Origin of the sequence: Pseudoglutamicibacter albus, assembly GCF_022346425.1 — a bacterium.
Lineage (GTDB): Bacteria > Actinomycetota > Actinomycetes > Actinomycetales > Micrococcaceae > Pseudoglutamicibacter > Pseudoglutamicibacter albus.
This window is the reverse complement of sequence record NZ_JAKRCW010000003.1, coordinates 25811-48065: the sequence shown is the minus strand read 5'-3', so window position 1 is coordinate 48065 and position 22255 is coordinate 25811. Positions and strand designations below refer to the sequence as shown.

General features: G+C 59.9%; 17 protein-coding genes. 13 read left to right on the top strand and 4 right to left on the bottom strand.

Annotated features, from left to right (window positions below):
* The first annotated feature begins 2 nt into the window (after positions 1-2).
* The 6 genes from pyrF to MHJ63_RS02770 all read left to right on the top strand — a co-directional run bounded on the left by pyrF (position 3) and on the right by MHJ63_RS02770 (position 6727).
* Positions 3-881, top strand: coding sequence for an orotidine-5'-phosphate decarboxylase (gene pyrF, locus MHJ63_RS02795; protein WP_035755184.1), 879 nt, complete (start codon positions 3-5; stop codon positions 879-881).
* Positions 882-930: 49 nt separating this feature from the next.
* Complete coding sequence (gene gmk / locus MHJ63_RS02790; RefSeq protein ID WP_035755186.1) at positions 931-1518, top strand: guanylate kinase; 588 nt, start codon at positions 931-933, stop codon at positions 1516-1518.
* Between the two features lie 129 nt (positions 1519-1647).
* Positions 1648-1920: a DNA-directed RNA polymerase subunit omega gene (gene rpoZ, locus MHJ63_RS02785; protein ID WP_035755188.1), complete on the top strand. Its 273-nt coding sequence runs from the start codon at positions 1648-1650 to the stop codon at positions 1918-1920.
* A 56-nt stretch (positions 1921-1976) separates the two neighbouring features.
* Positions 1977-3269 (top strand): bifunctional phosphopantothenoylcysteine decarboxylase/phosphopantothenate--cysteine ligase CoaBC, encoded by a 1293-nt coding sequence (gene coaBC, locus MHJ63_RS02780; RefSeq protein ID WP_035755190.1) that lies wholly within the window; start codon positions 1977-1979, stop codon positions 3267-3269.
* Between the two features lie 44 nt (positions 3270-3313).
* Entirely contained in the window at positions 3314-4516 is a 1203-nt protein-coding gene (gene metK / locus MHJ63_RS02775) for a methionine adenosyltransferase (RefSeq protein ID WP_239446132.1), read from the top strand.
* A 36-nt stretch (positions 4517-4552) separates the two neighbouring features.
* The gene (locus tag MHJ63_RS02770) at positions 4553-6727 is read left to right on the top strand and encodes a primosomal protein N' family DNA-binding protein (protein WP_239446131.1); all 2175 of its coding nucleotides are present in this window, start codon (positions 4553-4555) and stop codon (positions 6725-6727) included.
* A 6-nt stretch (positions 6728-6733) separates the two neighbouring features.
* Here the strand turns inward: MHJ63_RS02770 and MHJ63_RS02765 are convergent, their stop codons facing one another.
* Positions 6734-7699: an alpha/beta fold hydrolase gene (locus MHJ63_RS02765; RefSeq protein WP_239446130.1), complete on the bottom strand. Its 966-nt coding sequence runs from the start codon at positions 7697-7699 to the stop codon at positions 6734-6736.
* Between the two features lie 58 nt (positions 7700-7757).
* Between MHJ63_RS02765 and MHJ63_RS02760 the strand changes: the two genes are divergently transcribed.
* Entirely contained in the window at positions 7758-9689 is a 1932-nt protein-coding gene (locus MHJ63_RS02760; RefSeq protein ID WP_239446129.1) for a glycerol-3-phosphate dehydrogenase/oxidase, read from the top strand.
* Between the two features lie 55 nt (positions 9690-9744).
* Here MHJ63_RS02760 and MHJ63_RS02755 read toward each other — a convergent pair whose 3' ends face one another.
* The gene (locus MHJ63_RS02755) at positions 9745-10542 is read right to left on the bottom strand and encodes an NUDIX hydrolase (RefSeq protein ID WP_035755195.1); all 798 of its coding nucleotides are present in this window, start codon (positions 10540-10542) and stop codon (positions 9745-9747) included.
* Positions 10543-10841: 299 nt separating this feature from the next.
* Between MHJ63_RS02755 and glpK the strand changes: the two genes are divergently transcribed.
* From glpK to holA, 6 genes are all read left to right on the top strand, one after another.
* Positions 10842-12374, top strand: a complete 1533-nt coding sequence (glpK, locus tag MHJ63_RS02750; RefSeq protein ID WP_239446128.1) for a glycerol kinase GlpK — start codon at positions 10842-10844, stop codon at positions 12372-12374.
* A 134-nt stretch (positions 12375-12508) separates the two neighbouring features.
* On the top strand, positions 12509-14998 hold the full coding sequence (leuS, locus tag MHJ63_RS02745) for a leucine--tRNA ligase (RefSeq protein WP_275435814.1): 2490 nt from the start codon (positions 12509-12511) through the stop codon (positions 14996-14998).
* Positions 14998-16002 (top strand): DegV family protein, encoded by a 1005-nt coding sequence (locus MHJ63_RS02740; protein ID WP_239446127.1) that lies wholly within the window; start codon positions 14998-15000, stop codon positions 16000-16002. The genes leuS and MHJ63_RS02740 overlap by 1 nt, the downstream gene beginning before the upstream one ends.
* Before the next feature lie 197 nt (positions 16003-16199).
* Complete coding sequence (locus MHJ63_RS02735; RefSeq protein ID WP_239446126.1) at positions 16200-17027, top strand: helix-hairpin-helix domain-containing protein; 828 nt, start codon at positions 16200-16202, stop codon at positions 17025-17027.
* Positions 17028-17373: 346 nt separating this feature from the next.
* The gene (locus tag MHJ63_RS02730) at positions 17374-19701 is read left to right on the top strand and encodes a ComEC/Rec2 family competence protein (RefSeq protein WP_239446125.1); all 2328 of its coding nucleotides are present in this window, start codon (positions 17374-17376) and stop codon (positions 19699-19701) included.
* A 46-nt stretch (positions 19702-19747) separates the two neighbouring features.
* Complete coding sequence (gene holA, locus MHJ63_RS02725) at positions 19748-20782, top strand: DNA polymerase III subunit delta (protein WP_239446124.1); 1035 nt, start codon at positions 19748-19750, stop codon at positions 20780-20782.
* Between the two features lie 144 nt (positions 20783-20926).
* Here holA and rpsT read toward each other — a convergent pair whose 3' ends face one another.
* Together rpsT and MHJ63_RS02715 are read right to left on the bottom strand one after the other, a co-directional pair.
* Complete coding sequence (gene rpsT, locus MHJ63_RS02720) at positions 20927-21187, bottom strand: 30S ribosomal protein S20 (protein ID WP_035755205.1); 261 nt, start codon at positions 21185-21187, stop codon at positions 20927-20929.
* A 253-nt stretch (positions 21188-21440) separates the two neighbouring features.
* Positions 21441-22073 (bottom strand): type II toxin-antitoxin system PemK/MazF family toxin, encoded by a 633-nt coding sequence (locus MHJ63_RS02715; protein WP_239446123.1) that lies wholly within the window; start codon positions 22071-22073, stop codon positions 21441-21443.
* Positions 22074-22255 lie beyond the last annotated feature (182 nt).

Here is a 22255-nt window from a genome sequence, read left to right as displayed (position 1 = left end):
CCATGACAACGGGTAGCACCGAGCCGTTCGGTTGCCGGCTAGCTCACGCCCTTGAGCGCTACGGCAAGCTGTGTGTGGGGATCGACCCGCATCCTTCCACACTCAAGGACTGGGGGCTCGCCGATTCCGCTGACGGCGCCCTGGAGTTCGGTTTGGCCGCAGTGAAAGCCGCGGCCAGCCGAGCCGGGATCATCAAACCGCAGGTCGCCCTGTTTGAGCGGTTCGGTTCTGCAGGGCTTGCCGCGTTAGAGCAGGTCCAAGCGCAAGCTAAAGAGCGGGGAATCCTTGTTCTAGCGGATGCCAAACGTGGCGACATAGGCTCCACGATGGCCGGCTATGCCCAAGCCTGGCTGGATCCTTCCTCACCATTGGTTGCCGATGCCGTAACGGTCTCCCCATATCTCGGTGTGGGGGCCCTCGGCCCGGTCTTCGATGTGGCCGCCGAATTCGGCGGCGGTGTATTCGTGCTTGGGTTGACGTCCAATCCGGAAGGCGCACGCGTTCAACACGCCGGCGGAAGCGACTCCGCGGCACGCCGCGTCATTACCGATGTCGCAGACATCAACGAACGGATGCGCAAGGCTCAGACTCGGACGCAGGCCGAGACAGTAGCACCAGCGCTTGGTGACGTTGGCCTCGTTGTTGGCGCAACGACAGGCGATGCGGCACGCAACCTCGGCATCGACCTCGCTACCGGTAAGCCGCCGCTACTGACCCCAGGCTATGGGGCGCAAGGTGCCACCGCATCGGACCTCGCAGCAGCCCTCGGGGATGTGTGGGACCAAGTGGTCGTTCCGGCGTCACGATCATTGGCCAAACCATATGCGATGGAAGCCGCGATCGAATCCGCACAAGAGGACCTCGCTACAGCAATCAACTAAAATCAGTGGGGCTAAGGCCCTACGATTCCCTTGCAACGGAGGAATGTCTATGGCACAGGCTGAAACCCATACGAACCCTACGCGGGTCACGGTGCTGGCTGGACCGACCGCGGTGGGGAAGGGAACCGTCTCGACCTTCATCCGGGAAAACTATCCTGACGTGTGGCTTTCGGTGTCTGCGACAACTCGGCAACCGCGCCCAGGCGAAATCGATGGGGTGCACTATCAGTTTGTATCCCCTGAAGAGTTCCGCCGCATGATCGATGCCGGCGAGATGCTCGAATACGCGATCGTGCACGGGCAGAACACCTACGGTACCCCGCGGGCATCGGTTGATGCTGCTGTTGCCAAGGGTAAGCACGTTCTTCTGGAAATCGATCTACAGGGTGCCCGGCAGATCCGCGAAACCCTGCCTCAAGCGCGTTTCGTGTTCCTGGCCCCTCCATCCTGGGATGAGCTGGTCGCACGGCTGATTGGCCGCGGTACAGAAAGCGAAGAAGAACAGAACCGTCGGCTTGAGACCGCCAAGAAGGAACTTGCGGCTGAAGCCGAGTTCGACCACACGATCATCAACGACGAGGTCGAGCGCGCGGCAGCCGAACTCGTGCAGATCATGGGGATCGAGCCCACTCATTGACGTTTGCGTTGCCGCGAAGTCTGAAGCCGCGGCCGCAAGGTTGTAGAATTATAGTTTGCACCTCACGGTGCTCTCGAGAAGAGACGGCGCTGTTGACAAGGCCTGTCAATATCAATTCAAGGAGCCTTTGTGTCTGAAGAACTGCCAGGTATCACCGACCCTTCGATCGATGAACTGCTGACCCACGTTGATTCCAAGTACGCGCTGGTGATCAATGCCGCCAAGCGTGCCCGCCAGATCAACGCATACTACTCGCAGCTGCACGAGGGACTGTTCGAATACGTTGGCCCGCTGGTTGATACCCAGCCGAACGAGAAACCGCTTTCGATCGCGTTGCGCGAATACAACGACGGCCTCCTGGATGTGAAGCCTCTCAACGAGTCGCAGCAAGCCGCTGAATAAAGCCCTGCGCTCAGTGGCGTAGATAGCGTACCGGTTGAGCGAGATAGGGGATTGGTATGGCTCGGATTGTCGTAGGCGTTGGCGGTGGTATCGCCGCATATAAAGTCCCGGGCTTGGTGCGTGAGTTCACCGAGGCCGGTCATCACGTTGATGTGATCCCAACCGAGTCCGCCCTGAACTTTGTTGGTGCCGCAACCTGGGAAGCGTTGTCTCACAATCCGGTGAGGACCTCAGTGTTTGAAGCCGTCGATGCGGTCAACCACGTACGCCTAGGCCAAGAAGCTGACCTCGTGGTGGTAGCGCCTGCCACCGCAGACCTTCTAGCCCGTGTGGCTGCAGGTCGCGCCGATGACCTGCTGACTGCCACCATCCTGACCACAACATCACCGGTGTACATGGCCCCGGCCATGCACACGGAAATGTGGCTTAACCCCGCAACGCAAGCGAACGTATCGACTCTGCGGAGCCGCGGTATTGCCGTGCCTGACCCAGCGGTAGGCCGGCTCACGGGCAAAGACTCCGGGCCGGGCCGTCTCGAAGAAATCCCGGTCATCGCGCAAGAGGCACTCGCGTTGCTCGATAGCGCCACCCCACACGCCGGCGAGGCACCTCTTGCGGGCGTCCGGGCGCTTGTGAGCGCAGGTGGCACGCGTGAACCGTTGGATCCGGTGCGTTTCCTCGGCAACCGTTCTACCGGCCGTCAAGGGGTCGCCGTGGCGGAGGCTTTGCGCGATGCCGGCGCCGAGGTCGAGCTCGTCGCAGCTAACATCGAAGTTCCGGCACCCGATGGGGTAGAGGTCACCTCTGTGACCACGGCAGCCGAGCTGGAACAAGCGATGCGTGCATCTGCTAGCGAGGTTCACATCGTTGTCATGGCTGCTGCAGTAGCTGACTTCAGGCCTAAAGAATATGTGGGCAGCAAGATCAAGAAGAACCCGGAAGACGATTCCGCGCCCGTGATCGAGCTGGTCCGCAATCCGGACATCCTGAAAGGGCTGGTGGAGGACCGGCGCTCACGGGCTAAGGACCGGCGCGTGCCGGAGCAGGGTGGTCAGGAACCCAGCGCTTCCGAGGATGCGGACGTCCTGCCGCGCCTCATCGTTGGTTTCGCCGCGGAGACCGGCGATGAGAACGCAAGCGTTCTGGAATACGGCAGAGCCAAACTTCAACGCAAGGGTGCGGATCTTCTCGTCGTGAACGAGGTCTCGGAAACGCGTGGGTTCGGCACACCAAACAATACGGTCGCCGTGCTTGCCGCCGACGGCGAGGACGCCGGTGAGATTTCCGGCTCGAAACGTTATGTTTCTGAATTTATCGTGGATGCGATTGTAGAGCGCTTGGCGCGCTAAAGTCCTGGGTAGATCGCTGAAGCACTAAAGAATCGATAATTGTTATGTTTACTTCTGATAGTTTGCGGCTTTTCACCTCGGAATCCGTGACGGAAGGTCACCCGGACAAGATCTGTGACCAGATTTCCGATGCGATCCTGGATGCGCTCTTGGATAAAGACCCTGGGTCTCGTGTTGCTGTTGAGACTTTGACGACCACGGGGTTGGTTCAGGTTGCCGGTGAGGTCACGACTGACGCCTACGTTGAGATCCCCCAACTTGTGCGCGACACGATCCTGGATTTGGGTTATGACTCCTCCGCGAACGGTTTTGATGGTGCCCGCTGCGGGGTGAATATCTCTATTGGGCAGCAGTCCCAAGAGATCGCTTCTGGCGTGTTCTCGTCTCTTGAAGAACGGCTTGGCAAAGCCAAAGATCCACGTGATGCTCAGGGCGCTGGTGATCAGGGCATCATGTTCGGTTATGCGACCAACGAGAATGATTCTTTCATGCCGACCCCGATCCATTTGGCGCATCGGCTCTCGCAGCAGTTGACGCGTGTGCGCCGCGACGGGGTGTTGCCGGGCCTTCGCCCAGACGGTAAAACGCAGGTCACGATCGGCTATGACGGGGACAAGCCTGTCTCTATTGAGTCTGTGGTGGTCTCAAGCCAGCATGCCGAGGACTATGACTTGGTTTCGGTTCAGTCTGATCTGCATGATTTTGTGGTCAAGCCGGTTCTTGCGACCGAATCGTTGGATTCATCCAATGCCGAGGTTCTGTTGAACCCTTCGGGTAAGTTCATCATCGGTGGCCCGGTGGGCGATGCGGGTCTGACTGGCCGCAAGATCATCGTTGACACCTATGGCGGTTTCGCTCGCCATGGTGGTGGCGCGTTCTCTGGTAAGGACCCATCGAAGGTTGACCGTTCGGCGGCTTATGCTGCACGTTGGGTAGCTAAGAATGTTGTTGCGGCTGGCTTGGCTGATCGAGCTGAGATTCAGGTTGCGTATGCGATTGGGCAGGCCGCCCCGGTTGGTCTCTATGTTGAAACGTTCGGTACCTCCCAGGAGGATCCGGTCAAGATCGCTAGCGCGATCCGTGAGGTTTTCGATCTGCGTCCACTCGGTATCATCGAGGACCTCAACTTGAAGCGTCCGATCTATCGGAAGACGGCCGCGCACGGCCATTTCGGTCGCCCGGACCCTGATTTCACGTGGGAGAACCTGGACCGGGTTGATGCGCTCAAGTCGTATTTCAACCTCTGATTCCCTCATCTAGATCGTGTTGAGCTGGGAGGCCTGTTGACTGAATCGCCAGACGGCGTTTTGTTCGACGCCTCCCAGTTCCGTACTCCGGCTGGTGTCACAGACGCGAAGCCGAAGAAGCCCTCTCAGAAGAAGCCTCGTATTGGCGCTGATCAGTACGCTGAGCATCTCCCGTATGCTCGGGTTCTGGTGGATACCCCGGTTCCGCATCTTGACCGCTTATTCGATTATGCGGTGCTGAAGGAGCAGGATTCCGATGCGGTTGCCGGTGCGCGTGTGCGTGTGGTTTTCGGTGGGCGCAGGGTTAACGGTTATATCGTGGAGCGGGTTGCCCAGTGTGATCCTGAGGTCACCCCTAGGCCGCTCACGACGGTTTTCTCACCGCTACCTGTTTTCTCTTCTGAGGTGCGTTCGCTGTGTGAGGCGGTCGCTGACCGGTATGCCGGTACGGTGGCCGATGTTGCGAAGTCTGCTGTGGTTCCTCGTATTGCCAGGATAGAGAAGGAGCCTTGGGATGGCCCGGTTGAGCTTCCGCTCGCTTGCCCTGATACTGCTCGGTGGGCTAAGGCGTGGGAGGCAGAGGACCCTGAGGCGTGGTTGCTCACTGAGTTGTTGGCAGGTGAGGCTCCCCGGGCTGTTGTAGCGGTCACCCCAGGGGAAGCAACGGCGGAAGCCACGGCGCAGACCACGGCGGATGCTGCCCTACACAACCAGTCGAGTGATACACCGCATCACATCGAGGGCTGGGCGGTGCGCTTGGCAACAGCTGCGGCGGCAACGCTGGCTTCGGGTCGAGGCAGTGTTCTGGTGGTTCCGGATGCCCGAGATCTTGATGCTGTGACGCGTGCGCTGGATGCTGTGGTGGGTGCGGATGCTTATGCGAGGTTATCGGCTGAGGACGGCCCGAGCGCTCGCTACCGGTCCTTTCTTGAGGTGGTGACGGGGCAGAGGAGGATTGCTGTGGGTACGCGGTCTGCGGCTTTCGCTCCGGTGTGGAACCTGGGTTTGGTTGCTATGTGGGATGACCATGATCAATCCCATGTTGAGCAGCGCGCCCCGTATCATCATGCCCGCGAGGTCCTTTTGTTGCGTGCTCAACACAGCGGTTGTGCGGCTGTCTTCGCGTCCTTTGCTCGTAGCTCTGAAGCGCAGCGGCTTGTTGAGACCGGTTGGGCCAAACCATTAGGTGCCGCTCGTCCTGTGTTGCGGGACCGTACCCCGTGGGTCAGGGCGACCTCGGATAGTTATGAGTCGGAACGGGACCCTATTTTCCATTCGGTCAGGCTCCCTCGTTTAGCTTTTGAGGTTGCCCGTGCCGGGCTTGAGTCCGGGCCTGTTCTGGTTCAGGTGGCACGCACCGGGTTCATTCCCTTGTTGCGGTGTCAGCGCTGCAGAATGCCTGCCCGCTGCCGGCAGTGTCAGGGCCCGCTGCAGTTTTTGGGAGCGAATGATCCTGCGCCGACGTGTGGCTGGTGCGGCTTGATCGAGCGCGCTTTCGCGTGTGAGGAGTGTGGTGGCCGGAGTTTGCGTGCAGGCCATGTTGGGGCACAGCGAACGGTTGAGGAGTTCGGTCGGGCATTCCCGGGAGTACCTGTGGTGCGTGCGACTGGTGCGGATGCGCTCCATCACGTGGATGCTAAGCCTCAGTTGGTGATCGCAACACCGGGTGCTGAGCCTCTCGTGGATGGTGGCTATGCGGCCGCGTTGCTCTTGGATGCCGATGCGATGCTTGCCTCCGGTGGGTTGCGTTCGGGGGAGGACGTGGCGCATCGGTGGTTTGCTGCTGCAGCTTTGGTGCGTGGGCGCGAGGCAGGCGGCCAGGTTGTTCTAACGGGCCACCCTTCGCCTCAGGGTAGGGCTTTAGTCCGGTGGGATCCGGCTGGGCTGGCTGCCCGGGAGCTCGCGGAGCGGGCTGAGGTGGGTTTGCCTCCGGCTGTGCGCACGGCGTCGTTGTCTGGGCCGCGTGAGGCCGCGCAGCAGTTCTGCCTCGACATTCAGGCCGTGGATGGAGTGCGCGCTGTAGGGCCAACGCCGGTACAGGGCAGCTCCGAAGGCGGCGTTACGGATTCTGCCGAGCAACGGTGGCTGTTGTTCTTCGACTACGCGGCCGGACCCACCGTAACGCACGCGCTACGGCGACGTAAGGCACTAGGGTCGCTGCGGCGCGACCCCAAAGTCACGGTCCGGGTCGACGACCCAACCGAGCTCTAGCCTCACCTATTCGGGCCTGCCGAGCCACGCGCGTATCGCTCTTGCCGCGGCACGTGGGGTTTCATAGTGAATCAGGTGACCCACCTGCGGAATCATCACGAGCCGCGCGTTGGGAAACAGTGCTTCGAGCGCTGTCTGGCTTGCCACCGTGCCGAGCGGATCCCCGGCCCCTGCGATCAGCAGTGTCGGCGCATCGACCTCGGCGGCGGCATCGAGCACCGTGCTGTGCACCGAGGATTCATAGGTTTCCAGTAGCACTTCGGGGCTTGCGAAGCCGCTCATATATGCCCGATGCTGATGCCTGACATACTCCCTCGTGGCCTGATCACGGCTTGTGGTCATGGTGAGGCTCGCCCCGTCAACGAGTGCAGGGGAGCTCAATACCGCGGTGCGCCAGCGCGCTGGAACCCGGGTCCCGAGCTCATAAAGCAAGCGGGTTGCCTGGGTCAACACGATGTGGCGGCCTGCCAGCGGTGGCTCGGAGATCGGGTTGATCAGGATGAGCTGCCCGAAACGCCCCGGATTGGCGGCCATATAGGTCGAGGCGACGACCGAGCCGAACGAGTGGCCGAGCAGGACCGTATCATCATCCAACTCGAGGGCATCGATGAGGGCGTCGATGACTTCGTGAAAGCCTATAGCGCTGTGGCGTGCCTGTTGGGTATCAAACGCGCTAGAGACCCCGTAGCCGGGTAGATCCGGGACAATCCAGGTGTGCTCAGGCATTGCGTTGATGAGGCGACGTAGGCCGTGATGGTCCCCGCGGAAACCATGGATCGCAAGCACCACACGAGATCCCGCAGCGCCTTGTTCACCTGATGCATTCTGCTGCGCTGGATACACCCACGTGCGCATGCGTGAACCGCATACCGTGAGGTCGAAATACAGCGAGTCCCGGTCATCGTCTAAAGGGCTTGCGGCGAGCGCGAGAGAGTCGGGGTATGGGTGTTTGGTGATGCTGGGTTTACTCACGTTTTAACCTTATGTGTCCAGTAGGTGTTATTGCGGTTTTCGTCTGAGGTTGCGCTTGTTGCCTGAAGTTCATCCGGGCAAGATGGTCGGTATGCATTCCAAGGACCACCACGCCGATACTGATCCAGCCGGCTCTGCTCCAGCCTGCTCCGCTCCACTTACTTCATCTGGGCTCGGCTCTGCTCCGGTAGATCCATCATCCTCGCTTGCTCCACCATTGAATCTAGCAAGGGGTAGGCATGCGGCGGGGACAGCGCCGGTGCGGGCCTCGGTCCAGCGGATCGCGCAGCGTCCGGAAACCGATGTTTTGATCCTTGGTGGCGGTATCAACGGCGCGGCAGCGGCGCGTGAGTTGGCGTTGCAGGGCATCGACGTTGTGCTCGCGGAAGCTCATGATTTCGCATACGGGGCAAGCGGCGCATCCAGCCATATGATTCACGGCGGTATCCGTTACTTGGAGTATGGCGAGTTCCGGCTAGTGAAGGAGTCGGTCCAGGAACGTAACCGTCTTTTGCGTCATGCCGGGCATCGGGTGCGCCCGTTGCCCACGTTCATTCCTTTGCGTACAACCCTCACGGGTCTTTTAAATGCTCCGCTACGTTTTCTCTTCAAGGACTATCGCGGCGTCCCGGCTGAACGCGGGGCGTTGATGATCAAGGCCGGGCTTGTGCTCTATGACACATACTCCCGTGCGAGTAGGAAAGCGGCAGGCCTTAAACGGCATTCCTTCTTGCTGGGGCGTCAAGCTGTACGGCGCGCGTTCCCTGACCTGCGCCCGGATACTCGCTTTGTCGCGCAGTATCAAGACGCTCAGGTCGATAGCCCTGAGCGTCTCATTATCGATCTGCTGAGTGAGGCCGAAGATCACGGGGCCCGCATCGCAAATCAGCTGGCTTTGACCGGCACCACGGCAAGCACTATCGATGCATCCGATGCGATCACGTTGACTGACCAGCTCACTGGCCAACACATCCAGGTTCGACCCCGCGTCATTATCAACGCCACCGGTAACTGGGTTGACCTCACTAACCGTGCTTTGGGGCATGAAACCTCGTTCATGGGTGGAACCAAAGGTGCACACTTGGTTCTGGATCACCCTCAACTACTTGAAGCATGCCGCGGCGGCGAGATTTTCTTTGAACATCAAGACGGCCGCATCGTGTTGATCTGCCCGCTGGGCGAACGCGTACTCGTCGGAACAACTGACTTACCCGCGGACCCCGGGGAAGTACCCGAATGCTCCGATGAGGAATACGAATATCTGCTTGAGCTTGTCCAGGATATGTTCCCGACGATCCCGATCAGTGACGAGCACGTGGTTCACACTTTCGCTGGGGTGCGGCCGCTACCGCGATCAAACGCTAACGCGACAGGCGCCATCACGCGTGACCACCACATCGTGCACCTGAGCCACAGCATGCGAGGGACCCGCAACGGCCGGGTAAAGAGCATCGAGATCCCACTGTTGTGCCTTGTGGGTGGAAAGCTCACTACGTTCCGTGCGGTCGGGGAGCAGCTCACCGATCAGGCTCTGGATCAGCTTGACCGCGACCGCATCAGAACCACGCGCGGTCGCGACATCAAAGGGATGATCCGCGGTGACGACCCCACCAAGGACTGCGAAGCAGTGGTTGGCGCCACCTACGCCCGCGCTCTCGTTAAGCGCTACGGTTCGTATGCGAACGAGGTCGCGAACTTCATCGCACACCTCATCGACTCAGGAACAGATCCCGACGCTGCACACCCTCTTGCGCACACGCGGGAGTTGCTGAGAGGCGAGGTCGCGTGGATGGCGGAGCGCGAACACGCCACGAACGCCGAAGACATCCTCAGGCGCCGCACGAACCTGCGTTTCAATGGGATCGTGAGACAGGACACAGCCCTCAGCGTTGAAGCCGGTAAAGATACTGCGGCTCAAGGCGATGTGGGGGAAGATGCACTCGTGCGTGAGATCGAGGAGATCTTGGAGGCCAGTACGGCGCGGGCGTGAGGCCCCTTTGGCTTCACCGCCGAACTGGCACGAGCGTGACCGGCAGGGTCCCCGCTTAGGGTGACTCAAGCGTGTAAAGCCTCGGCGGCCTGTGTTTGGTGCCCTCCAGGAATTCTGAGGTGGCTTTGATCCGAGGCTGGTTTTTGATGCTGCGTTGAAAGTTCCCAGGGTCCAGCTGTTGCCCTTGGATGGTTTCGACGAGTTCACGTAAGTCAGCGAGGATGAACTTCGATGGCAGGCTCGCGTGAGCGAGCTCGTCCAATTCGATTTCGCGCAAGGCTTGCCGGGCTTGAGCGATGATGTGGCCGTGATCGAAGGCCAGAGGCGGCAAGTCATCGATGTCCCACCAGCTCAGCCGTGGGTCCGCTTCAGCGACTTGATACGCGGCATCAACGTCATCCAGGCGCACCATGGACCAGTATGCAACCGTGACCACCCGCAAGCTGCCCACGTGCAGGGAATCCTCTGAGATGTCGGGTGAGAGCCCATCTTGCCCAGAGGTGCGGCGCTGGCAAGCGGCGCGATACAGGCCGCCGAACGTGTGTAGCTGTTGCGGCTGATAACCGTTCAAACCGGTGACGCGGGTGAAGATCTCCGCTGCAGAATCATCGAGGGAAAGCGCAGCTTGAACCGGTGCCCCGGGGATCGCGTAGCGGCCGCAGAAGGGCTCACGTACCCGTTCTATGAGCGGAATCTGAATGCGATAGGGCAGTGCTTCAGAGTGGTTTTTGAGCTGAGAACTATCGGTGTTGCTGGAGTCTGCCGGCTTCTTGAAGAAAGCGAAAACGATCACCGAAACCGCCAGTTCGGGCTGGAGGTTACGGCGTTCAGTGACATTAGCCCAGGAGTGCATGCAAGCAACTCTACCTACATATTGTCATGCAAACAATTACATATTGCCGCCACAGCAGGTACTTAGTGTCACTCGCACAATTAGTTATTGCCACCTATACAATTAGTTCCGGTCAGATACACAATAAGTTGTTGTCGCGGCGACACTAAGCAAATGTCACCCGGACAATTACTTATTGTCACTGCCGCAATAGGCAGGTTTCACCTTGCCTCGAAGCATGCCTGACGTCGCGCTCACCTCGCGCGCTCGCTACGATGCTTTGAGACTCTTAACAACCCACGCACATCATCGAGGGCTTCATGACACAAAAACTTATTGTGGCGATCGATCAAGGCACCACATCCTCCCGGGCTATCGCCTTCGATGAACGCGGTCAGCAGCAAGCAGTGGCCCAACGTGAACATCAACAGCACTTCCCCCTGCCAGGCTGGGTCGAACATGATGCGACCGAAATCCGGGACAATGTCACAGCCGTATTAGCCGAACTGTTGGATACCCTCGGGGAGAGGGCCAGCGCCGTCCAGGGAATCGGCATCACGAATCAACGCGAAACCATCCTTGTATGGGACGCCGCAACCGGCGAGCCCGTAACCCCAGCCATCGTGTGGCAAGATGCACGCACCCAACGCATCGTCGATGAGATGGAAGAAGACGGTGGGCTCGACCGCTACCGCGAAGTCACAGGCCTGCCGCTAGCAACATACTTCTCCGCAACCAAGCTGCGCTGGATCCTCGATACAGACCCGCAACTGCAGAAACGCGCAGAAGCCGGGGAACTCCTTGCAGGAACCATGGACACCTGGGTCATCTGGAATCTCACAGGCGGCCCAGACGGAGGCCTGCACGTGACCGACGTGACCAACGCGTCCCGAACCATGCTCATGAACCTACGCAAACAAGCATGGGAACCCAGCATCCTCAACGACTTCAACATCCCTGAAGCGATGCTGCCCCGCATCGTGACATCATCCGGGCACATCGGGCACATCAGTAGCGACAACCCCGGGGCAGGCCTTCCCATCGCAGGAATCCTCGGTGACCAACAAGCAGCCCTCTTCGGACAAGCAGCGTTCAAACCAGGCCAAGCCAAAAACACTTACGGAACCGGCTGCTTCGTTATGTACAACACCGGAACCACACCGGCGCGCAGCACCAAAGGCCTCTTGACAACGATCGCCTATCAGCTCGACGGTCAAGAACCCGTCTACGCCTTGGAAGGTTCCATCGCAGTAGCAGGCTCGCTGGTTCAATGGCTACGCGACAACCTCAAGATGTTCGAACACGCCCCACAGATCGAAGAGCTAGCGAGCGAAGTTGAAGACTCCGGCGGCTGCTACATCGTCCCGGCCTTCTCCGGACTCTACGCTCCGTGGTGGCAGCCCGAAGCCCGCGGTGTCATGACTGGGCTCACCCGGTACGTGACCCGCGAACACATCGCACGCGCCGTACTGGAAGCGACAGCCTTCCAAACCGCTGACGTTTTCGACGCCGCCGAAGAAGACGTTGACGGCAAACTCACCGAACTGCGAGTGGACGGCGGCATGGTCACCAATAACGTCCTGATGCAGTTCCAAGCCGACCTGCTCGGTGTCGATGTTCTACGGCCGGCCGTCACCGAAACCACGGCACTCGGTGCCGCTTACGCCGCCGGGCTCGCCGTTGGCGTCTGGAATTCACTGGACGAAATCGAGGAGAACTGGCAATTGGAGCGCACCTTCAGCCGTTCCAAGGACCAACAAAGAGTCGAGCGGAAGAAACGCATCTGGCGCAAAGCCGTCCACCGCAGCTTCGACTGGGTTGATGAAGACGTCCAAGCCGATTCAGGAACCTGATACAGCCGTTATGTGACGTGCACTAAACATGCAGAAACCCGTTTGACACGTAGAATAGGGACCTGCTTTGACTCCTGCCACACGCGCACGAGTTGTCTACGCACAAGCTGACCCACACAGAAGAGGAATACCAGTTGGCTCAGGCCCCTACGCCACAAGAGAACGCCACCTACGATGCGCACGCCATCGAGAAGCGCTGGGCGGGTTATTGGGAAGAAAACAACGTTTTCACACCAACGGATGACGGCTCCCGCGAACGTAAATACGTCCTCGACATGTTCCCTTACCCGTCGGGGGACCTTCACATGGGTCACGCTGAGGCCTTCGCCATCGGTGACGTCGTAGCACGCCACTGGCTACACCAAGGCTACGACGTCTTCCACCCGATCGGTTGGGACTCTTTCGGCCTGCCAGCTGAGAACGCCGCGATCAAAAACGATCAGCATCCGGCCGAATGGACATATAAGAACATCGACACCCAGGCGGAATCGTTCAAACGGTATGCGATTTCCGCAGACTGGAACTCACGCCTTCACACCTCCGACCCGGAGTATTACCGCTGGACCCAGTGGCTATTCCTCGAGCTGTTCAAGCACGGGTTGGCCTATCGGAAGAACTCGCCAGTCAACTGGTGCCCTAAAGACCAGACCGTGCTCGCCAACGAGCAGGTAGTCGATGGCGCATGCGAGCGATGCAAAACCCCAGTCACTAAGAAGTCGCTGAACCAGTGGTACTTCAAGATCACCGATTTCGCTGACCGTTTGCTCGACGAGATGCCCGCGCTGGAAGGGAAGTGGCCCGAGCGTGTGCTTGCGATGCAGCGCAACTGGATCGGCCGGTCCCACGGCGCCAACGTGAACTTCGTGATCGAAGCCAACGCCGGTAAAGACGAACACACCATCGAAGTGTTCACAACCCGCCCCGACACCCTCTACGGCTCAACGTTCATGGTCGTTGCCGTGGACGCCGACCTAGCAGACCAACTGGTCACAGACGAACACCGTGCAGCGTTCGAAGAGTATCGGGAATCAGTCAAAGCCGCCTCCGACATCGAACGCCAATCAACAGAGCGCAAAAAGACCGGTGTCTTCCTGGGCCGCTACGCAACCAACCCGGTATCCGGCGCGTCTGTACCGGTGTGGGCCTCCGATTACGTGCTGGCTGACTATGGAACCGGGGCGATCATGGCCGTGCCGGCCCACGATCAACGCGACCTCGAATTCGCGCTCGCCTTCGATTTGCCAGTGCGCACCGTTGTCGATACGGGGGAGGAAGACCCAGCCGTCAGCGGTGTCGCCACCGTTGGCGACGGCACCCTCATCAACTCCGGCCCGCTCGATGGGCTGAGCAAGCAAGATGCGATAGCTCAAGCCATCGACATCGTCGAGAAGGCCGGTACCGGGCATGAGGCCATCACCTACCGTTTGCGTGACTGGCTCGTTTCCCGCCAACGTTTCTGGGGTGCACCGATCCCGATCATCCACTGCGCATCATGCGGTGAGGTCCCGGTCCCCGAAGACGAACTGCCGGTGCGCCTGCCAGAGGATCTTCGCGGTGAACAGCTTGCGCTCAAGGGCCGTTCGCCGCTTGCTGGGGCCGAAGACTGGGTCAACGTGACCTGTCCTGAATGCAGTGGTCCGGCTCTGCGCGATACCGACACGATGGATACGTTCGTGGACTCCTCGTGGTACTACTTGCGTTTTGCCTCACCGCAGAATGACCAGGCGGCTTTCGACGCCGAGGCCGTCAAGCGCTGGTTGCCGGTTGATCAATACGTCGGCGGTGTTGAGCATGCGATCCTGCACTTGCTGTATTCACGCTTCATCACCAAGGCGCTACAGAGCTTCGGCTACCTCGATTTCAGCGAGCCGTTCACGGCGTTGCTGAACCAGGGCCAGGTTTTGAACCAGGGCAAGGCGATGTCCAAGTCGCTCGGCAACGGCGTGAACCTGGGCGAACAGCTCGATCAGTTCGGTGTGGATGCCGTCCGTTTGACCATGGTTTTTGCATCCCCTCCCGAAGACGATGTCGACTGGGCGAATGTTTCGCCATCGGGTGCTACCAAGTTCCTGGCACGTGCCTGGCGTATTGCCCAAGACGTGAGCAGCGCGGCAGGAACGGACCCGGCTGGTGGAGATCAAGACCTGCGTTCGGTAACGCACAAGATCCTCGCCGAATCGCTCGAGAACCTTGAGAACGGGAAGTTCAATGTTGTTGTGGCTCACGCGATGGAGCTCACCAACGCAACCCGTAAGGCCATCGATTCCGGTGCTGGCCCAGCGGATCCGGCTGTGCGCGAGGCAGCTGAGGTCATCGCATTGCTTCTGAGCCTCGTCTCCCCATACACCGCTGAGGACATGTGGCACATGCTCGGCCATAGCCAGCCGATTGCCCGCGTGCCGTACCCAGCGGTGGATGAATCCCTGCTCAAGGAAGAGACCATCACCGCCGTGGTTCAGGTCAAGGGTAAAGTCCGCGGCAAACTCGAGGTCCCGGTGGACATCTCTGAAGAGGATCTACAGACCCGGGCGTTGGCGAACCCGGACGTTCAGCGGTTCTTGGGGGACCAGCAGATCCGCAAGATCATTGTCCGCGCCCCTAAATTGGTTTCGATTGTCGTTTAATGTCTGACCGTTTGCCATCCTTTACGCGCAGGTTGCCGCTTTCTTCCGAGCGGCATCCTACGCGAGGACAGCCTCGTTTGGGCCACCGCATCGCCGCGTTGGCTCGCGCATATTCCGGGCGTAGGCCCCGCACGTGGGTCATCACCGATTCCGCGGCAGGTTTGAGCGAAGAGGTTGTTGCTAGCTACCGCGGTTATCTCTCGGTCGTGCCGATGCATGTGACCGTTGGCGGTCAGGTGTATAACGATGGTGATCCGGACCTGCAGCGTGCTCTTGCGATGGGTTTTGCGCTTGGCCAGTCGGTTTCAACGTCCAGGCCCGCACCAGGGAAATTCCGCGAGGCTTACGATCATGCGGTAGAGAACGGTGCGGAGCGGATCATCGTGATCACGATGGCCGGCAGGCTCTCTAATACAGCCGATTCGGCGCGCCTTGCGGCAGAACAATGCACGGTTGAGGTCGATGTGATCGATTCCTGCAGCGCCGGCTTCGGTCAGGCACTCGCGGTAGTCTCGGCCGCCGATGCGGCAATGACATCCCGCGACACCATTGAGGCCGCGGAACGCGCCATGGGTTCGCATATCTGGCTCACCGTCCCATCATTGGATGCGTTGCGTAAAGGTGGCCGAGTCACCCTAGCGGCTTCCGTTTTGGGTAATCTCTTGAACATCCGGCCGATTCTGCGATTCGACGCGGCCGGAAGCATCAGTGTTTTAGACCGGATACGCCACACCGATCGGGCGTTAACGCGCATCGCTGAGCTCGGGATCGAACACGCGACCGGAGCGGCACCTGGGGATGTCCAGGTGGCGGTTCAGCATTTCGCAGCCGAAGAAGCCGCCATCGAAGTCGCCGACGCGCTTGAGCCCCATACGTCATGGCCCGTGACAATTTCGCCACTGCCATCGGTTCTGGCCGCCCACTGTGGGCCAGGCGCAATCGGCTTAGTAGTGCACCGAGTTGTGCACGAATCCAACCCAGGGAACCAGAATCTGGACAACTGAGGCACTGCGCTGAACGCCTCACCTGGAGTTCAGGGGTCAAGTCCTTGCCGACAAGTCCTGCCCTAGAGCCCTGGGCTTGAGGTTTGCTGTTAGCACTCTTACTGTTGGCGGCCGATCCACTATCCCCAGCGCTAGTGGCACCGGGGCCTCATCCACAGCCGCCGCATCGGGCTTGTGATTCTTCTTAGCCTGAGGGCATGAGCCCGCAACATCTACGCCAACCGAATGAGACAGATTCCTATGACGATTACGCATGGCTAGACGAACCACCTCGCCGCCCACTCCTTGGACGGTGGGGGATCGGCGCGCTCGCACTCGCTCTGTGTGTTCTGCTGGCTGTGCTTGGCTACCGCCTATTCATTGCCAACAACGGTGCGCTCACATCAGCCGGCGTGGTCGCAGCCAACGGGCAAGCACCTGCACAGCCTGAAGCTGATTCTCGCTCGACACCTAGAGACGCCAGTTCCGGGCCGGGTAGTACAGATAGTCCTGACCACGCCCCCAAACAGGGGCCAGCTCAACAGGCCGCTGGCGGGCTTCTGCGGGTCCATGTTGTGGGTGCAGTGAAGAAGCCTGGCCTCTATGAACTAGATCAAGGTGCAATCACTGCAGACGCAATCAAGCAGGCGGGTGGGATGACCCGGGCGGCCGATCAAGCCGGCATCAACTTGGCGGCACCGGTCAACGATGGCGAACAGATTCGGGTGCCACGCAAAGGTGAACACGCCAGCAACGGGCCTGTTAGCGGCGGTGGCGGGAGTGACGGTAGCGGCAAGACCGGCCGGCTCAACACCGGCGGGGGCTCCTCCGGACCAGGCGCCGGCGGGAAAATCATTGTGCGCATCAATTCGGCCAGCTCTGAAGAGCTTCAACAACTGCCAGGCGTTGGGCCAGCGCTCGCCCAAAGAATCCTCGACTTCAAGGCTCAACACGGACCGTTCCGTGGACCAGCAGATCTTGATGCGGTCTCCGGTATCGGGCCAGCGATCTTGAGCAAGATCGAGCCGATGGTCTCCTATGACTAGCGAACCACCTGCCCGATTAGGCGGCTATGTCGAACGCGCCGCCGTATCCTCAACCTCTCTTGACCCACCGGGGCCACACCCTCAACGATCTCTCCAGCCGTTAGCGCCAGCGCTTTTATCCGGTACTGCCGCATGCGTTGCGGTGTGCTGGGTCTATACGGTGCACGGCTTCCCACCCGGATTCGCTTGGGTAGCCGCCCTAACGTGTGCGGTGCTGGCAGGTGGGCTCTTCTTTATGCTGCGCAGGAGAACACATTCGGCGCATAGCCATCGCAGGCAACAGCGCCCGCGGCACCCTAGCTTTCGGGGCTCACATGCACTTTCTCATGCGATCCTGGCGTTGATTATGCTGAGCGCAACTTTCTCATCCTGCGCACTCGATGCTCAAGGCCGGCTGAACGCGCAAGCGTTCATATCGGATGCCCCGTTACAGGCCCGACTCGAAGTCACCGAGGCCCCGCGGGATATTGGGCCATCAATGCTGACGCATGTTTCTGTAACGCCGTTAGTTCAGGCTGGCCTGAGCCTCAAAGAGGAAAGCAAGCCCCGCCACAATACGCCGAGATTCGAGGCCGTGATCTTTACGCCGAGCTCGCAGATTCCCGAGAACGCAGCGGTGGGTACACAGTGGACGGCATGGATACGTGTGAAGGCTCACCGTGAACGTGCATCCGAACCCGTGTCCGTGGCTGTACTCTCGCCTCCGGTGGATGAGGCGTCCGCTCCCGCGGGGTTTAGCGCGTGGGTCAGAGCGAATCTGCAGAAGCTAGGGCAACGGTGGGGAGGCGAAGCCGGCGCACTCATCCCAGGCCTGATTGTGGGGGATCGCTCCAGCCAGTCGGTAGAGCAGTCTGCATCCATGGTCGTATCTGGGCTGAGTCATCTCACCGCGGTATCCGGGGCGAACGTTGCGGCGATGGTCCTCATCGTGACCTCACTGTGTCGGCTTGTGCGGCTACGAGGCATAGCCCGCTATGCGGTGATCCTTGCGGTGATCATCACCTTCGCGCACATCGTGGGTCCTGATCCATCGGTCCTTCGAGCATGCATCATGGGCGCGGTGGGCGCCTTCGCAGTCACTGTTGGCAGACCAGCCGCCGCAATCGCTCTGCTAGCTCTGGCAGCAACAGTGCTTCTACTACTAGACCCCTGGATGCTGGTTGCACCCGCGTTCCAGCTCTCCGTCCTAGCGACATTCGGGATCTTGATCGGATCCCATCCACTTGCGCAACTGTTGCAAGGCCTCAAGTTTCCACGGCTCTTCGCCGAAGTCACAGCCGTCTCAGCTGCCGCAACCATCGCATGCACACCGGTCCTCGTGGCGATGGACCCTGCTCAATCCTTGTGGGTCGTCCCTATCAACGTTCTAGCGAGTCCCGCTGCCGCACTCGTTGGGCTCGCGGCTCCAAGCGTCATGTTGCTCGGCTGGATTCCCTGGCCGTGGGGCTGGCCATTAGCTGCATGTGTGGGGCTGCCGGCACACGTCATCACAATGCTGGCAGGGTTCTCAGCCGAACACGCACCCATGCATCACTGGCCGGAAATGCCGTGGGGTTTCTTGCTTGCGGCCATAACGTGTTGGGTTCTGCCCGCAACACTGCTGGTTCTTGCGCAACGCGCGCGGCCCGATGTCCTTCGGGCGTGGCTTTCGCATGTGCGTCTTGGCCTCCAGGCGCGCCGCTCAGCGTCCACGATCGCAGCGGCCCCATCACCATATACAGGGCACCGTCAACCCGGGGTTGGCCACAGCCAGCGAGGGTTTAAACAAGGCCCACCCAAGTTTGGGCAGCGCCCTGCTGCGATCCTTCTCTCGGCTTCGGTCATCGTTTCTTTCGTGTTTGTTCTGGCGAGCTTCATCCGAGCACCTGACCCAGCCCTGAGCCGCGCTCAGGCTGGGGACATCCTGTTTTGCGATGTCGGGCAAGGCGATGCGCTCGCGGTGATAGGGGATGAGAACAACGCGCTACTGATCGATGCAGGGCCAGACCCAACACACATCGATGCCTGCTTGAGCCGAGCCGGCATCACCAAACTCTGCGGCGTGGTGATAACCCACCTGGACCTTGACCACGTAGGCGGGCTTGACGGCGCTCTCAACACGCGAGAACTCAGTGGGGAGGTCATCTATGGGACAGCTAAGAGGCGTCCTCCCGTCGAGCAGGCCCGGCGAGCGCTGGAAGGGGAGCAGATGACGTGCGGTCCGTGGAGCGTCGATGTGCTGTGGGCACCGCAGCAGGCCAGCAGTGAGAATGGTGCATCTGTCGTGACGCGTGCCCGCATGATTCACGGTGATGGTTTGGGGGTCGAATTGATCAACACGGGTGATCTGGAGTCCGAGCAAGCTCAGCTGATGTTGCGATCGCATAAGTTGGAACGATCTACCGGTGACCTGCGTGTTCTGAAGGTGGCCCACCATGGTTCGGCTACGGGTGGAACTGAGCTCATTGAAGAGTTTCAGCCTGACCTCGCGCTGATCGGTGTAGGCGCTGATAACGATTACGGCCATCCCCGCCAAGTCATTCTTGAGGCGCTGTATCGGGCGAATGTGAGCGTTCATAGAACTGATCAGGAAGGCACCATTATCGTCAGGCCTGTCTCAGGAACGGAAGAAGCTGATAACCGTGTGGGCGCGCAGGTGCTTCACGAGCGCTCCCCAGCAGGTAGCATTCGATAGGTAGAATCTGCGCTTTAGCGTTGCTCTATTCCGTTGAGGAGACACGATGACACCACCTGCCCGCTCGAAGCGAGCCACCAGGTCCGCTGGAGGGCAGCGTGGCCCTAACTTCCGGTCAGCTGAACCGGCCCCGTTGGTGTTTCTTGACGGTGCCGATGATTATCAAGCCGCACGCGCTTTTGAAGTCGTCCGTTCCAAGGCCCGGGCTGCGGACCCGTCCATCGAGGTGACCCGGATCGACGGTGAGTCCTACGAACCTTCCCAGCTCATTCTCGCTTCGAGTCCGTCACTGTTTGGCGGTTCTCCGCTGATTGAAATCCACGGCCTGGAGAAGATGAACGAGGCCCTCCAGAAGGATTTGCTCAGCTATATTGAAGCGCCGCAGGAGGACGCTGTCCTCGTGTTGCATCACAGTGGTGGGCAACGCGGCAAAACGCTAGTCAACGTGTTGAAGAAACGCGCTAGCGTGATCGATGTTTCCCCTCTTAAAAAGGACCAAGAACGTCAAGACTTCGTGCTGGGGGAGTTCAAGAGTCTGCGCCGCAAGGTGGACCCTGAAGCGGTGAGAGCTTTAGTGGATTCGGTAGGTAGCGATGTAGCCGAACTGGGAGCCGCCGTGTCCCAGTTGGCTTCCGATATCGACGGACCCATTACCGTGGATGCGGTCACCACGTATTTTGGTGGCCGGTTAGAGACCACAGGCTTTGCGGTGGCCGATGCCGCTGTGGCAGGTAGGGGAGCCGAAGCGGTCAGTCTCTTGCGTTATGCGTTAGCTAGCGGGCTTGACCCTGTTCCGCTGCTTGGCGCGATTGGCGGTAAGGTCCGGCAGATCGCGAAGGTAGCCGGCAGCTCCGCACCCGCAGGACAGTTGGCATCCGAACTTAAGATGGCGCCGTGGATGGTCAAGCAAGCGCAGGCTTCGGCGAGGCGGTTCTCTGCTTTCAATATCGCCAAAGCCGTTCAGTTGATCGCTACAACAGACCACATGCTCAAAGGCGCTTCACGCAACCCCGAGTATGCGTTGGAACGCTACGTTATTGCTATCTCTCGGATGGCGGCGGCCGGGCCGCGCGCTTCCTAAACCTCGCCACCCAGGTGAAGGGAGTGCAGCCGGGCTAGTGAATACCGAGCATTTTCGCCCGCAACACAAACCAGGGGCCCATCCGAGTGGATGGGCCCCTGGTCACGTATCCGGTGTTCTCACCGGTTACTCAAGGTTGATCGCTTAGAGACCGTTGACGGCCTGAGCGAGCTTCGACTTACGGTTTGCAGCCTGGTTCTTGTGAATAACCTTCTTGGTTGCTGCCTTGTCGAGCTTGCGGCTTGCAGCCTGAAGAGCTGGGATGGCGGCGTCCTTATCGCCGGCCTCAACTGCAGCGCGGACCTTCTTCTCGAAAGTGCGCAGTTCAGACTTGACCGCCTGATTGCGCTGGCGCGCCTTCTCGTTGGTAATGATGCGCTTCTTCTGCGACTTGATGTTCGCCACGTTGTTCCTTCGTGTTGAAGATGAATTGGGTCTGAGGGTTCCGTAGCTACCACGACTGAGAGAGTGGGGAACTGGGTCCGGTAGCTACGAGTGCCCGTCGACCACGCGCGGACACACTAGCGACCATCCTAACATTCATTGACTGTTCATGCCGCATGAGCCACACCACAGTGGCCCACGTTCGCCTACGCTTGAACCGTGGCTTGGGGATCGGACCTACCCCTCTCCAGTGACTCTCCAGTGACGCGCCCTTTTAATGGTGGCGGTTGTACTCGCTGATCACCAGGTCAAAGCGGCTTTTATCGAGAATCGCGCCAACACGACGGACCGAGTCAGGGTTGATGCGGATCACCCGTGAGATCCGCGCTTCGCTTGGTCTGCGTTCTTTATCCCACGCGCCTGAGCCAATGTCGACGAACTCGGCGTGATCGCGGCGGTCATCGTGGTCTTTCGAGGTCAGCATGAAACCGAGCATCCACGGACCATCCCAACCGGCAAGCAGAACGGGCCGGTCCTTGCCATGACTGTGGTCCTCTTCATACGGGACCCAGGCCCACACGACCTCGCCCGGGTCAGGATTGCCATCGGGATGCGGATCATAGACCGCGGTGAGACGGCCCGTATAGTCGCCCGGATACGCCCCTGCAGTAACGGGTGCCTTACGAGCAGAGGCGTTGCGGCTCGAGCTCGACTGGCGCTGAGGCTGTTGCGAACGCTGAGGCTGTTTCGAACTCTGCTGCTGGTGCGAACGGGAAGGACGCGGGGAGGATGACGGACGCGGACCACGCGTTGATGTTTGGTCACCGCTTTGGGATGAGAGGAAACGTTTGATGAGCGGGCGCGCCACGCGTAGAAGCTGGGTGAAGAATCGGCCTTGGGAAGACATGCCCACTATTTTATGTCCACAGCCGCCCTCTTGATACTCAACTGATACTCAACGGCTCCGGTAGCCCCTTGCAGCCGAGGCGTGCATCGTGAGCTAGCTTCGTCTCAGGCTCTAGGCCTTAGAGATGCTACTGAAGCTCATGAGATACTAAGGGAGTTCGAGTTTCGCAGTGTGAAGTGAGG

Coding starts and splice junctions, on each gene's coding strand:
- pyrF (WP_035755184.1), top strand. CDS start 3: ATGACAACGGGTAGCACCGAGCCGTTCGGTTGCCGGCTAGCTCACGCC.
- gmk (WP_035755186.1), top strand. CDS start 931: ATGGCACAGGCTGAAACCCATACGAACCCTACGCGGGTCACGGTGCTG.
- coaBC (WP_035755190.1), top strand. CDS start 1,977: ATGGCTCGGATTGTCGTAGGCGTTGGCGGTGGTATCGCCGCATATAAA.
- metK (WP_239446132.1), top strand. CDS start 3,314: ATGTTTACTTCTGATAGTTTGCGGCTTTTCACCTCGGAATCCGTGACG.
- MHJ63_RS02755 (WP_035755195.1), bottom strand. CDS start 10,542: ATGCACTCCTGGGCTAATGTCACTGAACGCCGTAACCTCCAGCCCGAA.
- glpK (WP_239446128.1), top strand. CDS start 10,842: ATGACACAAAAACTTATTGTGGCGATCGATCAAGGCACCACATCCTCC.
- MHJ63_RS02740 (WP_239446127.1), top strand. CDS start 14,998: ATGTCTGACCGTTTGCCATCCTTTACGCGCAGGTTGCCGCTTTCTTCC.
- MHJ63_RS02735 (WP_239446126.1), top strand. CDS start 16,200: ATGAGCCCGCAACATCTACGCCAACCGAATGAGACAGATTCCTATGAC.
- MHJ63_RS02730 (WP_239446125.1), top strand. CDS start 17,374: ATGCTGAGCGCAACTTTCTCATCCTGCGCACTCGATGCTCAAGGCCGG.
- holA (WP_239446124.1), top strand. CDS start 19,748: ATGACACCACCTGCCCGCTCGAAGCGAGCCACCAGGTCCGCTGGAGGG.
- MHJ63_RS02715 (WP_239446123.1), bottom strand. CDS start 22,073: ATGTCTTCCCAAGGCCGATTCTTCACCCAGCTTCTACGCGTGGCGCGC.